This is a genomic window from Pedobacter quisquiliarum (assembly GCF_014642175.1).
GTDB lineage: Bacteria > Bacteroidota > Bacteroidia > Sphingobacteriales > Sphingobacteriaceae > Pedobacter > Pedobacter quisquiliarum.
This window is the reverse complement of sequence record NZ_BMIL01000006.1, coordinates 91,662-108,037: the sequence shown is the minus strand read 5'-3', so window position 1 is coordinate 108,037 and position 16,376 is coordinate 91,662. Positions and strand designations below refer to the sequence as shown.

The window sequence follows — 16,376 nt, the reverse complement described above, 5'->3', positions numbered from 1 at the left end:
ATTTTCTCTAAAAGTATAGAGATTCACCGGTTGAAGAAAAGCATTAATATCTATAAGAGAATAGAGAAAATCTATGTACCTGAGAAATGTAAGTAGCCTGTTGTGCAACTGCTATTTCCTGTGCCATAACAAGCTCGTGTCCAGTGCTAATTACAAAGAATAATGTATAGTTTTGGCCGCACAAACCTAACCAAGACAATGAAAACTCAAACATTCAGGGCTTTTATGATGCCCTTGTTTTTACTTCCACTTCTATTTCTGCTTAATGGCTGTAGTAAAGATGAAAGCGCAAATGACCGTGCGACGACCTTATTCGGTGAAGATGTAACCGTTGGGCGGGGCACAGCACGTTCGTTCATCATTGTGAACAGTGTTGGTGATCCGGAACAGATTGGTTTCACATTCACGGCTTCAACGCTGGAAGATCTGCCGATGCACAGTGCCATGTTCGAAATTCCGGTGCCGAAAGGTAATAACACGATGGTGGATCATATCTCCTTTGACTTCAATGCGCATGGTCATGAGCCTCCAGGCGTGTATGATGTGCCACACTTTGACATTCACTTCTATAACATCAGCAAGGCAGAACGTGCGGCCATCAAGCCGAACACGAAGGAGATGGAGCTGTTGCCATCGGCAGAGTACGTTCCACAGGATTACGCACCGATCCCTGGTGGCGATCCAAATATGGGGAAACACTGGACGGACACGACAGGTACTGAATTCCATGGTAAGCCATTCGATAAAACGTTCATCTACGGCAGCTATGACGGCAGATTCATTTTCCATGAAGCCATGGTCGCCCTCAGCTATCTGCAAACCAAGCCTAATGTTACCATGGCTGTTAAACAGCAGAACAAAGTTCAGGTTGGCGGCTACTACCCTGCCAGTTTCTCCATCAAATTTGATGAAGAAAAGCAGCTTTATACCGTTTCAATGGACAACCTGCAGCGTCGTATTGCGCAGTAGTTAGTTGAAAAGTAGGTAGGCTAGTAACAGTGTTACCAGGATATTAAAAAATTGCGCCAGCAAAAATGCGTAAAGCGGCTTCTTGTTATCATGCTTAAATAGATCCTTGAAGTTGGTCTCCAGTCCTATGCTGGTAAAGGCAAGGGTAAACCAGGTATTTTGAAGATTTTTCAGGCTGTCTTTTGCAGGTGCAATAAGGTCCGCCGAGAACACAAACGAGAATAGCAGGGATGCAGCAACGAAGCCAAGCACGAATTTCGGAAAGCGGTCCCATATTACCTTCAATGTTGGTTTTTCGACGGTGCCAGAAGCCCGGCTGCTGCTATTATAGGTCCAGTAAATGCTGATGGCAAAGGCAGCAATCCCGAGCAGCACATTTTGTGAGAACTTCACGATGGTACTGATTTTAAGGGCTTCTTCGCCAACCAGGGTACCCGAAGCGACCACAGCACCAGTGGTGTCGATACTTCCGCCCAGCCATGCACCAGTGACCTGTTGGGACAAAGAAAGGTAGGATGCAATGTATGGCATGAAGATCATCATTGGGATGGCCGTGATGAGCACCATGGAGATTACATAGGAAAGTTTTTTTGGATCGCCCTTGATGGCGCCGGAAGTTGCAATTGCAGCAGATACACCGCAGATCGAAACCGCACTGGATATCATCATGGTCAGTTCTTCATCGACTTTAAGCTTCTTACAAAGCCAGAATGCAAAGTACCAAACGGATAGAACCACGACCAACGCTTGAATTAAGCCCAGCGATCCTGCTTTAAGGATATCAGAGAAGATAACGCCGGTACCGAGCAGCACGAGGCCGATTTTCACGAAAAGCTCCGTTGATAAGGTATCTTTAAACCATTGTGGTAATTTGAAGAGGTTGCCGATGGCTAAGCCAATCGCTAAACTGAAGATAACGGCTTCCAGGTTCAGCGATTTTACAACAGCATTTCCAGTGAGTATCAGTGCGATGATGGTAATAATAAATACAATGGGGAAGCCAATGGCAAACCTAGCTGGTGATTTGCCCAACAGGATGGTACCCACTAGACCGACACATAAAAAGAAAAACAGCTGAATGAACATGATGCCCATATTGGCAGGAGCCAGCACCTTACTGAATAAATCTGCTGCTCCACTCCATTTGAATGTAGGAACGGGTACAATGTATAAGAATAAGGAGAAAAGAATTACTAGAAATCCGAGGATGACAACAACCCAATCCTCATGTAAATTAAAGCATTTGGTAGATCTTTCAGGCATATATATCTGGTTTAAGGCCGCGCGCGATTCCTTAGAACCTTGGCGCAGGTCCTAAAATTAAGGGGTTTTCTTGTAAATCAAACCCTATTTGGGAATTGTAATATAAAAGGTACTGCCAACATTCACTTTACTCTCGAACCAGATCTTTCCGCCATGAAGCTCAACGATGGTCTTGATGATGGACATGCCCAGTCCTACAGGCGGCTCCCCTTTTAACCCTACGCGGCCCGCCGGTGTGAATTTCTCAAACAACACTGCGTGCAATTCTTCGGGAATACCGATCCCATTATCCCGCACGGTAATTAATACTTGTTGTGCTTCTTCCTTAATATTTAATTCTATGATGCCATTATCATGGGTGAATTTGATGGCGTTAGAAATCAGGTTGTTGAAAACCTGAATTAATTTTAGGGTGTCAATTTGTAGATATAGCTTTTCAGCAGTGCTGCTGATTCGAAATTCCTTCATCAGAATATCGGATGACCGTTTATAGTTTTCGATGATGTCTGTTATGCCAAAAACAATATCCGCACGTTCTTTACGCAGATCTACCTGTGTTGACTCCTGGAATTCCTGGCTCACAATATCACGAATGAGCTGGATGTTGCGTTTACAGAGTTCCTGGATGAGATCAACATACTTGAGGACTGTATTGTCTGTTTTAGCATTTGGCAGTTGCTGAATGGCAGCGGCCATCATGTTGATCATCCCGATCGGGCTCTTTAGATCATGTGCTAAAACTTCCAGGGTTGAATTCTTGCGCGCGTTGATTTTTTCAGCGTATAAAATATTAGATTTCGTAACAGTCACATCAGAAGCAATAGCTGCAATAATGTGCTGATTGGCCCTATCGTTGTGTGGAAACACCTTTAGCAGAATATGTCTGGTTGCCTCATTTTCATCCTGGATGCGGAATTCTATTTGTCCAGTCTTTCGAACTTCCGCCGTTTGTGCTAAGAAATCAATTACATAGCTTTTATCTTCAGAATGTACCGTTTGAATCAAGGCTTCCGCATTTTGCATATAAGCAGCAGAAGGATGCCCCCAAACTTTTTCAAAGGCCGGGCTTATGTAATCAAAGCTGTTCGCGTTTGCGTCATATATGAGGTATACATCCTCCGCGACGTTACCAACTTGTTCAAATGTTAGGGCGCTACCCGTATTTAGCTCCATAATTTTCTGTTATAAATCTTCATTCCAGGAAATGGGATTTCATTTGGCCAATCTGCGCTTTAATAGATAGATTTGGCTTTTTAAATCATAATACATAACCGCATGCTTACGCAGATCAGACCAATTGCATCCGAAGACAATCAACAAATAGCCGCGTTGATCAGGAAAGTCCTTACCGAATTTAAGCGTAACCAGGCGGGTACGGTATTCACTGATCCAACAACAGATCAATTATATAGTTTGTTTAAAACACCTGGTTCTGTGTATTGGATTGCGGCGGAAGATGATCAGATACTTGGCGGCTGTGGCATATTTCCAACTGCGTCATTACCCGAAGGCTGCGCGGAGCTGGTCAAGTTTTACCTTGCTCCTGAGGCTCGTGGCAAAGGCTTAGGTAAGCTGCTAATGGAACGCTGCTTTGAATGGTCGCGCGAGGCTGGCCTAAAGCAGCTTTACCTGGAGAGTTTTCCTGAATTTGAAACGGCGATTGCATTATATGAGCGATACGGGTTCAGGCATCTTGCTGAACCCCTGGGCAATTCTGGCCATTTTGCATGTAACGTCTGGATGCTTAAAGATCTGTAATTATACCTGAACGGTTTTCCATTTCCCCTTCTTGAACAAGATATAGCCTGCTATACAGATTGCAGTTTCTGCGACTGGAACCGCTATAAAGACACCTGTAGGCCCCATTTGAAAGACCTTGGCCAGCAAGTAGGCAAGTGGAATCTGGAAAAGCCAGAAGCCAAAGAAGTTGATCCAGGTCGGCGTGCCAGTGTCACCGGCACCATTGAAGGCATTTACGAGTACCATACCAATACCATAAAATATATAGCCTGAACTCATGATGTATGTGGCTTGAACAGCGATTTCCTGTACAAGCGGGTCGTTTGTGAAAAAGCTGATCAGCGCCCGGCCGAAGATGAAGGTCGTCAGCATTACCACGGCCATAAACACCACACTGAATATGGCGGTTTGTTTTACAGACTGCTCCGCTCTTTGCACCAGATTTGCACCGAGGTTCTGTCCCACTAGGGTAGATGCCGCATTACTCAGGCCCCATGCTGGCAGCATGAAAAACATCATCAATCTTAAGGCGGTCTGATACCCGGCGGAGCCATGGTCACCACCCGTGGTGGCCACCATCTGCGCGAGAAAGATCCAGCTGCAGGAAGCAATCATAAACTGCAACACTGCAGGCGCTGCAATCTTTATCAGTGCGATGATCTGTGTTATATCCGGCAGCATGTCGCTGAGCTTAACTTTTAACATGCCCTTTCCGGCGGCCAGGTTATAGATCTGGTAAGCCACACCGATACTGCGGCCGATGGTGGTTGCAATTGCGGCACCTGTGAGCCCGTAAGCAGGAATAGGCCCCAGACCATTGATGAAAATCGGACAAAGGATGATGTTGGAAAGGTTCGCAATCCAGAGGCTCCGCATGGCAATGGCGGCATTTCCCGCCCCTCTGAAAATTCCGTTGATTAGGAACAGCAGCACAATAATTAAGCTTCCGCCCATCATAATCTGGATGAAAGGCTCGCCAGCAGTGGCCGCAGCCTCCGAAGCGCCCATCAGTAGCAAGATTTCCTTTCCGAAAATAACGCCAAGGACACTGATGACCAGGTTCAGCATTATGGCGATGTTGATCGCTTGCATACCGGCTTTTGCCGCCAGCGCCGGCTGCTTCTCCCCGATCCTTCTGGCGACTACTGCCGTTGTGGCCATGCTTAAACCAATCGCTAGTGCATAGATGATGCTGAGTACAGACTCTGTAAGTCCAACCACCTGAATGGCTGCACTGGCATCCGGCAGATGTCCGACAAAGTACAAGTCTACCAGCGCAAAAACAGATTCCAGCACCATCTCCAGTATCATTGGAATGGCAAGCAGGACCACCGCTTTCTTGATGTCACCTTGTGTATAATCGAACGCTTCTCCTTTTATGGATTGCCGGATTAGCGAAAAAACGGAGCCTATCTTAGTTACGGTTTGCATTAGTGGAATGGCTATAAACTATAAGTGTGAGGAATATAATATTGTTTATTTAATGTTTTGTAGGATAATATTTATATTTAACAAACTAACCTGAAATATAAACCATGACCAACAGACGTTCGTTTCTGAAGACTTCAGCACTTTTTACTGCTGGAATACTCGCCGCACCAAACCTTTATGCTTACGATAAAAAATATGTAGGCCTCCAACTTTACACCATCAGGGACGCTATGGAGAAAGATCCAAAAGCAGCCCTGGCAAAGGTAGCAAGTCTGGGCTATAATGCAGTTGAAGGTGCAACTTATACCGGATCGCAGTTATTCTATAACATGTCTCCGGCGGAGTATGCAAAAACACTTAAAGATAATGGGCTGATTGCACCCAGCAGCCACTATATGCTTGGGGAAGCGATGGATGCAAAAGGCACCTTAAGCAAAGAGTGGAACAAAGCCGTTGATGATGCCGCCGCAGTAGGTACTAAATATATGGTCTGTGCATACCTGCTTGATCCGGAGCGTGGTAACCTTGATCACTATAAAGCGACAGCAGATAAATTCAACACAGCAGCCGAGGTTTGTAAAAAAGCAGGTATCCAATTCTGCTACCATAACCACGACTTCGAATTTGAAGCGCAGGATGGTAAGTATCCTTTTGACGTGCTACTGGAAAATACAGACAAGAGTCTTGTGAAGTTCGAATTGGATCTTTATTGGGCAAGCAGAGCAAATCAAGATCCACTAACTCTATTCAACAGACATCCTGGACGTTTTCCATTGTGGCACGTAAAAGACATGGATAAATCTGCTGACAAGCAAATCACCGAGGTCGGTAATGGTTCGATTGATTTCAAGCGGATATTTGCACAGTCTAAGAAAGCTGGTCTGGATTACTTCTTTGTTGAGCAGGATATCTGTCCGGGAGACCCATTTGTATCTATACAGAAGAGTATTTCTTACGTGAAGAAAAATCTGATCTAACAGGAAAATAGATAATAATAAAATTGGGGCTGCTATCATGATAGTAGCCCTTTTTGTTTAGGCGGTGATTAGTAAAATCATGGTTGAGATGCTTTAGAAAAACTCTTCAAACAACAGGATATTCAAGCTGTTATAAGAGCACATCTAAACCTTATACTATGAATATTGAAGACAAAATGACGCGTCGAAAAGTAATCGGCGGGATTGGTGCCGGACTGGCAACCGTTGCGGTCGCCCCAGTGCTTGGCGCAACGGAACCTGCATTTGCGAGTACCGGTAGCACTGGTCAGCAAATACAAGATCCAAGAAACAAGTACCCTAAGCCGCCTTTCAAGGGACAATCGCAGCCATGGCCGGGACTTGCAGCTGAAATGGACCCAAAGCCTGACCATGGTGAGACTAGTTACAAAGGCTCAGGCAGATTGAAGGGCCGTAAAGCACTAATCACGGGCGGAGATTCCGGCATGGGCCGCGCAGCGGCAATTGCTTATGCACGTGAAGGAGCTGATGTAGCCATCAACTACCTGCCCGCTGAAGAGGCGGATGCACGTGATGTGGTGAAACTGATCAATGCTGCTGGTCGGAAAGCAGTAGCAATTCCCGGTGACTTGCGTGAGGAGTCCTTTTGCACAAGACTGGTGAACGAGGCTGTACGCGCACTTGGTGGATTGGATATACTCGTAAGTAACGCTGCAAGGCAGCAAACACATGAATCCATTCTGGATATTTCCACAGAGCAGTTCGACTGGACCATGAAAACCAACATTTACGCACCCTTCTGGATCATCAAGGCCGCCTTGCCGCATTTGAAGCCTGGATCTGTAATCATCGGGACCACTTCGGAACAAGCAACGGATCCATCGGCAGAGCTCTATGATTATGCACAGACGAAGGCTGCAACGACCAGTTTTGTTCGATCGCTGGCAAAGCAGCTCGCGCCGAAAGGCATTCGGGTGAATGGCGTGGCACCAGGTCCGATCTGGACACCCCTTCAGGTTAGTGGCGGTGCGACACAAGAAAAACTTAAAAGCTTTGGTGGAGATACACCTCTGGGCAGGCCGGGCCAGCCGGTGGAACTTGCTTCCATTTACGTGCAACTGGCTGCCGAAGATGCAAGTTATGCAACAGGACAAATCTATGGATCAACAGGAGGTGCTGGTCAACCGTAGTTTATTATGTGCTTAGCACATAATAAACTACACAAAATTAGGGGAACTTCAAAGCGGAATAAGTAGGCTTAATCCTGTGCAGCGCCTATTTTTCGCCTGGGAGTGAGAAAATTAAGGAAATATGCACAGTTTTCCCGCTGCATCTTGTGTATACAAGATTTTCATAATCCCCTATTTTTGTAGTTTGAAACTTTAATCCATGAAAAAAAACTTTAAACGCTTCGCTTATTTGCTTCTCTTCGTTGCCGTATCGGCCAGCTGCAAAAAAGACAAAACTACTCCTGACCCAGTTCCAACGCCAGGCACAGAACAACCTGCACCAGTAGCGACAAACTTTGTATCTGTTGCGCCAATTAAGAACTATACCAGTGGTGAACTAAAAACCAGAGCTGCGCTTTTTGGCTTCAAAAAAAATGCAGACAATTTTAAGTATGATGTAGACTATGTTAAACTGGTTTACAAAACCATCTACAAAGGAAAAGAAGTAAATGCCAGCGGATTGTTGGGTATTCCTAAAAACACCCCTACTGCACCATCAATCATCAGTGCACAACATGGTACCATTTTCGTTGATGAAGCTGCTCCAACCAATATGAATAACAACCAGGAAGCTTTCTCAGGACATGTCCTATTAGCATCTGCTGGTTTCATTACAGTCGTTCCAGATTATATCGGTTACGGTGACACTAAAGATCTACAACACCCTTACTACGATCAGGAATATGCTGCAAGCGCAGTAGTTGATATGCTTAAAGCAACCAAAGCTTATTTAGCTAAGGAGAAAATCGCAAGCAGCAACAGGTTATTTTTAACCGGTTATTCTGAAGGTGGCTACATCACGATGGCTGCACAGAAAGAAATTGAAAACAATCCTGCGCACGGTTTAACACTTACTGCAGTATCTGCAGGTGCTGGTGCTTATGATTTAACTGAAATGCTTGCTAAAGTAGCTGCGTCTTCATCTTACGATGAGCCAGGTTTCCTTGCAACACTTCTAATTTCTTACAATACAGTTTACGAATGGAATCGTCCTTTGACTGACTTCTACAAAGAGCCATATGCAGGTAGACTTCCAGGATTATTGGATGGTACTAAAAACCGTGGTGATATCAACAAAGGTTTAGATAAGAGCACTTCTAAATTGTTCAACAGCACTTTCTTTACGAACCTTCAAAAAGGTGGCGAAGAAACGAAGCTTAAAGATGCGCTTGAGAAAAACAGCTTTAACAACTGGGTTCCAAAAACACAATTGAAGATGTTCCATGGTACTAATGATGAAGCGGTTTATATCTCTACTTCACAAAAGACTTATGATAGATTCGAAAAGGCAAATGCTAAAGTAGAGTTTACTAAAGTTCAGGGCACAACACACCAAGGTACTTTCATGCCAATGCTTGATGAAACCTTAACTTGGTTCATTGGTCTAGATAAATAATTAATTGCATTTTAAGCGGCTATTCAGCCGCTGTGTAAATAGGTAAAGTGAACCAGAACTGGCTTCCTTTACCTATTTCGCTTTTAACACCTATTTCGCCCTGGTGGCGTTCTACAATCTCGGCACTCAGGTATAAGCCGATACCGAATCCTGCCACTTCCTTTGTCTTTTCAGAACGGTAAAAGCGTTCAAATACCCGTTTCAGATCGGCTTCTTCAATTCCGGCACCCTGGTCCGTCACCATGATCGTTGCCGTTTCTTCGTTGGCACTGCATAGCACCTCAATTTTCGAGTACACTGGTGAATACTTAGCCGCATTGCTCAAGAAGTTACAGATGACGTTCCCAATCTTTTCGCGATCTGCATGGACAAGCGCTTTGTCGCAAGGCTTCATGATGATTTCATGGTTTGCAATCAGGATCTTATGTTCTTCAATAACTTCCAGCACCAGGTCATCCAGGCTAAAGGTTTGCTTTTGAAGATAGATCTTGCCAGACTCCAGCCTGGAGAGGTTTAAAAAGCCATTTACAAGCCCGTTCATCTTATCGAGCTGACGCTCTAATTTCGACAGCATGGTCATGGCGAAGGCGTCGTTCTTTGTAGCCGTATTTTTATGGAGGATTTGAATATAGCCTTTGAAGGAGGTTAATGGTGTTTTAAGCTCATGGCTCACCATTCCGATAAAATCATTTTTCCTGATTTCATCTTTCTTCTGTTCTGTAATGTCAAAGCTCACCACACCCATCCTTATGGGTTCTGCCAGGAAATTGTAGCGCGCTTTTCCTGCCGACCTTAACCAATGAACGGAACCGTCGGGCCAGGCAACTGGGTATTCAGCATGGTACACTTCATGATTCTCTATGGCTTCTGTAAGTTGTTTTTGTACATAGCTTCGATATTCCGGGTGTATGGTGTTCAAAAGGTCCTTGAAAGCAAAGGGTTGATCGATTTGGACGCCATAGTTAAGCTTGCATTGATCAGAGCTGGTCATTTCCATGGTTTTCAGATCCAGATCGTACGATCCGAGTTTTGCGGCATGTAGCGCAATTTCAAAACCTTCCTGGGCTTCAGCCAGTGCGATTTCATTTTTGAACTCGGTGGTCACATCTTCCATAATCCCACTGAAACGGTATGGCTCGTGGTTTTCATCAAAGATGCATTTGCCCTTCGCCCTGACGATCCTTGGCTGCGTTTGATGCAGGCCCAATATGGAGAATTGTAGATCAAATGTACCGTCGGACGTAGAATCAAGTGCAAGTTTGAAGGCCCGGAGTACCCTTGCACGGTCCTTCTCCACAATCAGGTCCAGTCCGGATGTGAAATCCACTTCATCTTCTGATGTGATTCCAAACCACGAGCGTAAACGGTCGTTACCGCTGAATTTCGTTGCACGGAGATTTAAATCCCATGCGGCCAGCTGTGCGGCGTCAATTGCGAATTTGAGCTGGTCGCGGCTTTCTGATAAACTTGCATTCAGGCTGATGACATGCTCCGTAGATTGAAGCAGTTCTTCATTGGCGCAGGTTAGTTCTTCAATAGTGGCTTCTAGTTCTTCGTTTGCTGCGGCAAGCTCTTCGTTTAGGGCCTGCTCCCGTGCTTCAGACGCTCGAATGTTGATCTCTGTATTGTAACGCTCGGTTACATCTGTAGCCGTATTCAACACGCAGTAAGTTTCCCCGTTCTGGTTCTTAACCGCCTTGTACATGAAGTCAAAGTAAAATTCTTGTGGTTTTCCGTCAACAACGAGAATAGTGTGAAAGTTTTCCGTTTTAAAGGTCTCTCCGGTATGTAGTACGTTTCGGTATATTTCCAGGAAAGGTTGTTCTTTGAGCTCCGGAATGGCGGTGTCTATGTCTTTTCCGATAACGCTTTTGTCTTTACCCCAAAGGCGGATCATCGGGTCATTGGCAGCCTGGATGATCATTTCTTCGGAACTATATATTGCGGTAGCAATTTCGGACAAGGCAATTATTTGAAGCACGTGGTCGCTCGCGTAGGCATTCTGGTTACTGAACATTCTTTAGTCTTTTATCCAAAGATAAAAAAAACGACCAAAGTCGGGCTATTCAGCAGCCCGGTGCACATGGCTACTGGCTTATTGACAACAGCTGCAAAGTTTTAGGGTCTGCATCACCATCGAAGTACTTGTCAAGGACCTGCTGGAAAACGGCTGGACTGTCTGGTATACTGGAAAAGAGGGTCATTGAAGATTTTAGTTTTAGATCATCCGGATAACCAAAGATGCTTGTTGCATCCCTACCTTCAAGGGAAAGCAATGCTTCGGATATTTCCAGGAGGTTTTTGCCAAGCATGGGATGCTTTAAGTACGCGCTGGCCTCTTCGATATCTTTAATTCCGTAGTATACTGAAGTTGAGCTAAATCCTAACCCATTGATTTGTGGGAAGATGTACCACATCCAATGGCTGCTCTTGCGCCCAGCTTTGATTTCCTGAAGTGCTGTTGCATAATCTTCTTGTTGTGCATTCAAGAACCGTTGTAAGTCTGCTGTAGCTGTCATATTGAAAATTGCTTTCAATATCATGCCAGCTTGCAGCGCATTTACTTACCGTCTTAGAATCCAGGCTTCCGGGTTTAAAGGTGTGATTACGCGCCAGATTTGAAAGTCCAGTTCGGTTACGCCGTTCTTTGTTGCGACAGATCCGATCTGTTGTCTGGTACTTACCGCTTCGCCTTCTTTAACTGTGGGGTTCCGTACGTTTTGGTAAATGGTGCGGTACTCTCCATGGCTGATTAAAAGCGTGTAAGTACCCATGGATGGGATAATCTTGGAAACTTTACCATTGAAAATGGCCTGAACGGCTGCTCCCTCCTGTGTCGCGATCTTTATGCCCGTCTGGTCGTATTTAGCCTGACCTACCGTGTGGATGCCAAAGTGTTCAGTTACCGCACCCGCATCCAGCGGCCAAGGGAGTGAGCCTCGGTTGCTCTCAAAGTCGGCAGACAGCTTCGCTGCTCTCGGTGTTGCATTTAGATATTCCGCGTTTGTTTTAGATGCCGTGACTGGTGCATCTTTGTTTTCAGCCTTCGCTTTCGCAGCTGCTGCGAGTTCCTCAGCTTCAGCTTTTCTTCTGGCATCTTCGATATCTTTTAGAATTGCGGTACGAATTGCGCGATCAAGCGCAGCCTGCTGACGTTTCCTTGCGGCAATGTCCCCTGCAAATCGGCGTTCTTCTTTCTTGTATTGGTTAAGTACAGCGGCCTGCTTCGACTTGTTTTTTCCAAGCTTTTCACGTTCAGTTTCCTGCTCCTTAAGCAATTCACTCTTTTGTTTAAGGCTTTTGTCCAGATCAGCAAGTCGCACATTGAGGTTCTGTTCAGTACCCATGATGTAATTGGCTTGTTTCATGCGGTATTTGCTGAATTGCTGGAGGTATTTAGTTCGCTTATAAGCCTGATTGAAGCCATCAGAAGCAAAGATGAACATCATCTTGTCGTAGGCATTGCGGTTACGCTGCGCAAAGCGGATCATGCTTGCATATTCCTTTTTAAGTTGTACCAACTGATCACGTAGGGACATCACGATGTTGGTGTTCTCGTGAATTTCACCGTCAATATTCCGGATCTCCGCATTAATGACACCAATCTTGTTCTGCATCAATGAGATTTTAGCATTGATACCCCTGATTTCTGCGAGTGTAAGCTTTTTGCTTGTTGCAGCCTTGTTAAGATTACGTTGTAATAACTCGATCTCCCGTTCAAGTGCTTCTTTTTTGGTTCGGAGCTGATTACTGCTTTGTCCGAAGACGCAAGTTGAAACTGTTAGTAATATTAGGAGCGAGAATAGTCTATTGAACTTCATTTATAAGCGAGGAATGGATCTTTTTTCTTTAAAGATTGGAATTCAAAACGATTTTTCAAGTTTTATTGGAAGAATTCTACGCTGAGATGGGTTATGTCGCATCATTATTGAGCCTGCTGCGCGCTGATTTAGATGTTTTGTGCAATGACAAACCCGCTTGCCCAGGCCCACTGGAAATTATAGCCGCCAAGCCATCCTGTTACATCTACGCATTCGCCGCCAAAATATAAACCTGGAATCTTCTTGCACTCCAGGCTCTTGGAAGAGAGCTCAGCAGTGTCTATTCCGCCGCGCATCACCTCCGCTTTATCATATCCCTTGTCACCGGCTGGTTTAACCACAAAGTGATGAATGGTCTTGTGCACTTCCGCAATTTCTGCTTTCGTAAGTGCGGCAACGGTTTTTTGTAGCGGCAGGTATTTTCCTAATGCTTCGGTTAGCTTTTTCGCATAATAGCGGTTCAAAAGCGAGGAAAGCAGCGTCTTGCCACTGTGGCTCCGCTCCTGCTCGATTAATGCACTGATGTCCTCTTGTGGTAGCAGATTGATGTTAATGGTTTGTCCCGGTCTCCAGAAAGAAGAGATCTGCAGGATGGATGGTCCGCTTAATCCCCAGTGGGTGAATAAGATGTTCTCTTCAAAGCTGATCTGGTCATTGCTGACTTCACAAAAAACGGAGTTCCCAGAAAGCTGGGCATACCATTCTTCATCCTTACCGGTGATGGTAAGTGGCACCAGTGCTGGAGCGGTTTCAACGACATGGAGCTGATGTTTTCTGGCCAGGCGAAACGCAAAGTCCGTAGCGCCCATTTTAGGGATGGGCAATCCACCCGTAGCAATGACCACTTTACTTGCTTTCAGCGTTTTTGCAGCTCCATTTTGAAGGTAGCTGACTTCGAATCCCTCCGCTACTGTGCGTACATCCTGAACATCTGCATTGCAGTAGAGTTCCTGTCCGAGGTCTTCACAGAGGCCTGTGAACATCGCGACAACATCCTTGGCGTTCTTGCCATCCGGGAACAGTTGCCCCAACGTTTTCTCTTTTCCGGCGATGCCGTTCACTTCAAAAAAGTTAATGGTATCTTCTACGGTCCATTGATTAAATGCGGATTTGGCAAAATGTTTATTGGCAGAAATAAACTGTTCGGTTGAACTTTGAAGATTCGTGTAGTTACACCTTCCGCCGCCGGAGATCAGGATTTTGGCGCCTGGCTTACTGCCTTTTTCGAGGATAATGACCTTTTTTCCAAGGTAACCAGCCTGCACCGCACACATCAATCCACAGGCACCAGCCCCAATAATTATAGCATCTACATCCATCAATCCGTTTTATATTGTATTTTTGTGGCAAAATTAAGCATTACTTTCTTCGATATGGCAAAACAGATTAGTGATTTAAAATTAGGCATATTGGGCGGTGGACAGTTGGGCAGGATGATCATCCAGGAGGCTATCAACTATAATGTCACCACCCTTGTACTTGATCCTGATGCGGATGCACCTTGTAAACACATCTGTAACCACTTTACAACGGGCTCTATTTCTGACTACGATTCCGTTTACAATTTCGGTAAGAAGGCAGATATCATTACCATAGAGATCGAGAAGGTAAATATCGAAGCTTTAGAGCAGCTTGAGAAAGAAGGCAAGCTTGTTTTTCCGCAGGCACGTGTGATCCGTTTGATTCAGGATAAAGGTATTCAAAAGCAGTTCTTCAAGGAGAATGATATTCCTACCGCGCCTTTTCAATTGGTGAGCAATAAAAGAGAGCTGGTTAACCCGAACTTCCCATTTCCATACATGCTGAAGCAACGTAAGGATGGTTATGACGGTAAGGGGGTGATGAAGATCAATAACATCGCTGATATAGACAATGCATTTGACAGCCCGTCGCTGATTGAAGAACTTGTAGACTTTGAGAAAGAAGTCGCCATTATCGTTGCCCGGAACAGCAATGGGGAAATGAAAACATTCCCTATGGTAGAAATGGAGTTTAACGCCGAGGCGAACCTTGTGGAGTTTCTGATCAGTCCTTCCACCTACCCGGATGATCTGCAGCATAAAGCGGAAGAGATCGCCAAGAATGTAGCGCTGGCACTAAACATCACCGGCATTCTCGCCGTTGAAATGTTCATCACGAAGAACGGTGATATTCTTGTAAACGAGCTTGCGCCACGTCCACATAACAGCGGTCACCAGACCATAGAGGGAAATTTTGTTTCCCAGTTTGAACAACACCTTCGCGCCATCTATAATCTGCCACTTGGCGATACGCGATCACGTAGCAATGCCGTGATGATCAACCTTCTTGGTGAAAAGGGTCATGAAGGCGTAGCGGTATACGAAGGTCTGGAGAAGATTATGGCTATAGAAGGTGTTTACGTACATCTTTACGGAAAAAAATATACAAAGCCTTTCAGAAAAATGGGGCACGTTACCATAGTAGATCAGAACCGGGAACAAGCAATTGAAAAAGCGAACCTGGTTAAAGACACCTTAAAAGTTATATCCTAATGAGCGCAGTAGTTGGCATTATCATGGGCAGCAAGTCGGATTTAAACATCATGAACGACGCTGCTGAAATCATGAAAGCATTTGATGTTGAATTTGAAATGACGGTCGTATCCGCACACCGCACTCCGGAACGCATGTTCGAGTATGCAAAACAAGCGGCCGATCGTGGTATTAAGGTGATCATTGCCGGTGCTGGCGGCGCAGCACACTTACCTGGCATGGTTGCTTCGATCACCACGCTTCCGGTTATCGGAGTGCCGGTGAAGTCTTCAAATTCCATTGATGGCTGGGATTCTATCCTTTCCATCCTGCAGATGCCTAACGGCATTCCAGTGGCTACTGTGGCGCTGAACGCTGCGAAAAACGCAGGATTGCTGGCTGTACAGATCCTTGCAACCGCAAACCATGAGCTTACTAAAAAGATGCAGGCTTATAAGGACGATTTGCGATTGAAAGTTGAGGAATCTGCGGCAACAATGGATCAGGTGATTTAGTTAAGGTTTGGATTCTGGGGGAAGTTCACAACATGTGCGTACTTTGGTCCCAGATTCACAATGACATCCCGCCAAACCTCTTCTTCATTCCCGGTAAACAGGACATCTGTGTCGTAGCGATCTGATACGAGCCAGGTGTTCTGACTAATTTCTTCCATCAGCTGCGCTTCCGCCCAGCCAGAATAGCCAATGAAGAACTTCACTTCCGAGGGGCTAAGTAGGTTGCCTTCAATTAGTACCTTCAGGGTTTCGAAGTTCCCACCCCAATAGATCCCCGGAGCAATCTCTTCACCATCATTCATCTTGTCATATGCCCGGTGAATAAAGTGAATGGTATCATTCGCAACGGGACCGCCGACATAGATGGGAAAATCCGCATTTTCAAGTTCAGGAATCAAGTCATTCAGCTGTAAGTTGCTGCGTTGGTTAAGTACAAATCCAATGCTGGCTTCGGTGGTATGTTCTGCAAGCAGGATGACGGAGCGTTTAAAGTTTGGATCGTTCAGGAACGGTTCTGAGATCAGAAGACGACCAGTTGCTGGTAATATGGGACTTAACATTTCA

At 45.3% G+C, this 16,376-nt stretch carries 15 protein-coding genes; 7 read left to right on the top strand and 8 right to left on the bottom strand.

Translation table 11 applies throughout. The features are described 5' to 3' along the window. Window positions 1–198 precede the first annotated feature (198 nt). Complete coding sequence (locus tag IEW69_RS10125; RefSeq protein ID WP_188626739.1) at window positions 199–969, top strand: DUF5602 domain-containing protein; 771 nt, start codon at window positions 199–201, stop codon at window positions 967–969. Here the strand turns inward: IEW69_RS10125 and IEW69_RS10120 are convergent, their stop codons facing one another. Together IEW69_RS10120 and IEW69_RS10115 are read right to left on the bottom strand one after the other, a co-directional pair. Continuing rightward, on the bottom strand, window positions 970–2,232 hold the full coding sequence (locus IEW69_RS10120) for a YeiH family protein (RefSeq protein WP_188626738.1): 1,263 nt from the start codon (window positions 2,230–2,232) through the stop codon (window positions 970–972). Between the two features lie 84 nt (window positions 2,233–2,316). Further along, window positions 2,317–3,405: a PAS domain-containing sensor histidine kinase gene (locus IEW69_RS10115; RefSeq protein WP_188626737.1), complete on the bottom strand. Its 1,089-nt coding sequence runs from the start codon at window positions 3,403–3,405 to the stop codon at window positions 2,317–2,319. A gap of 102 nt (window positions 3,406–3,507) precedes the next feature. Here IEW69_RS10115 and IEW69_RS10110 point away from each other — a divergent pair, with 102 nt between their 5' ends. Further along, the gene (locus IEW69_RS10110; RefSeq protein ID WP_188626736.1) at window positions 3,508–3,990 is read left to right on the top strand and encodes a GNAT family N-acetyltransferase; all 483 of its coding nucleotides are present in this window, start codon (window positions 3,508–3,510) and stop codon (window positions 3,988–3,990) included. Here the strand turns inward: IEW69_RS10110 and IEW69_RS10105 are convergent, their stop codons facing one another. After that, complete coding sequence (locus IEW69_RS10105) at window positions 3,991–5,403, bottom strand: MATE family efflux transporter (protein WP_188626735.1); 1,413 nt, start codon at window positions 5,401–5,403, stop codon at window positions 3,991–3,993. 104 nt (window positions 5,404–5,507) lie between these two features. On the opposite strand from IEW69_RS10105, the gene IEW69_RS10100 reads away from it, so the two are divergent. From IEW69_RS10100 to IEW69_RS10090, 3 genes are all read left to right on the top strand, one after another. Continuing rightward, entirely contained in the window at window positions 5,508–6,380 is an 873-nt protein-coding gene (locus IEW69_RS10100; RefSeq protein ID WP_188626734.1) for a sugar phosphate isomerase/epimerase family protein, read from the top strand. 158 nt (window positions 6,381–6,538) lie between these two features. Further along, window positions 6,539–7,549 carry an SDR family oxidoreductase gene (locus IEW69_RS10095; RefSeq protein WP_188626733.1) on the top strand — a complete coding sequence of 337 codons (1,011 nt, stop codon included), beginning with the start codon at window positions 6,539–6,541 and terminating at the stop codon, window positions 7,547–7,549. A 199-nt stretch (window positions 7,550–7,748) separates the two neighbouring features. Continuing rightward, window positions 7,749–8,984 carry an alpha/beta hydrolase family protein gene (locus IEW69_RS10090; protein ID WP_188626732.1) on the top strand — a complete coding sequence of 412 codons (1,236 nt, stop codon included), beginning with the start codon at window positions 7,749–7,751 and terminating at the stop codon, window positions 8,982–8,984. A 19-nt stretch (window positions 8,985–9,003) separates the two neighbouring features. Here the strand turns inward: IEW69_RS10090 and IEW69_RS10085 are convergent, their stop codons facing one another. The 4 genes from IEW69_RS10085 to IEW69_RS10070 form a co-directional block, all read right to left on the bottom strand. Beyond that, window positions 9,004–11,001, bottom strand: coding sequence for an ATP-binding protein (locus IEW69_RS10085; RefSeq protein ID WP_188626731.1), 1,998 nt, complete (start codon window positions 10,999–11,001; stop codon window positions 9,004–9,006). A gap of 70 nt (window positions 11,002–11,071) precedes the next feature. Then, window positions 11,072–11,503, bottom strand: a complete 432-nt coding sequence (locus tag IEW69_RS10080) for a DUF1810 domain-containing protein (protein WP_188626730.1) — start codon at window positions 11,501–11,503, stop codon at window positions 11,072–11,074. Between the two features lie 45 nt (window positions 11,504–11,548). Continuing rightward, window positions 11,549–12,805, bottom strand: a complete 1,257-nt coding sequence (locus tag IEW69_RS10075; RefSeq protein ID WP_188626729.1) for a murein hydrolase activator EnvC family protein — start codon at window positions 12,803–12,805, stop codon at window positions 11,549–11,551. A 128-nt stretch (window positions 12,806–12,933) separates the two neighbouring features. Next, a complete protein-coding gene (locus tag IEW69_RS10070; RefSeq protein WP_188626728.1) occupies window positions 12,934–14,124 on the bottom strand; it encodes a BaiN/RdsA family NAD(P)/FAD-dependent oxidoreductase in 1,191 nt (396 codons plus the stop codon). A 54-nt stretch (window positions 14,125–14,178) separates the two neighbouring features. Between IEW69_RS10070 and IEW69_RS10065 the strand changes: the two genes are divergently transcribed. Beyond that, on the top strand, window positions 14,179–15,318 hold the full coding sequence (locus tag IEW69_RS10065) for a 5-(carboxyamino)imidazole ribonucleotide synthase (protein ID WP_188626727.1): 1,140 nt from the start codon (window positions 14,179–14,181) through the stop codon (window positions 15,316–15,318). Further along, window positions 15,318–15,812: a 5-(carboxyamino)imidazole ribonucleotide mutase gene (gene purE, locus IEW69_RS10060; protein ID WP_188626726.1), complete on the top strand. Its 495-nt coding sequence runs from the start codon at window positions 15,318–15,320 to the stop codon at window positions 15,810–15,812. The genes IEW69_RS10065 and purE overlap by 1 nt, the downstream gene beginning before the upstream one ends. On the opposite strand, the gene IEW69_RS10055 is transcribed toward purE, so the two are convergent. Next, window positions 15,809–16,372: a YqgE/AlgH family protein gene (locus IEW69_RS10055; RefSeq protein WP_188626725.1), complete on the bottom strand. Its 564-nt coding sequence runs from the start codon at window positions 16,370–16,372 to the stop codon at window positions 15,809–15,811. The genes purE and IEW69_RS10055 overlap by 4 nt on opposite strands. Between the last annotated feature and the right edge of the window lie 4 nt (window positions 16,373–16,376).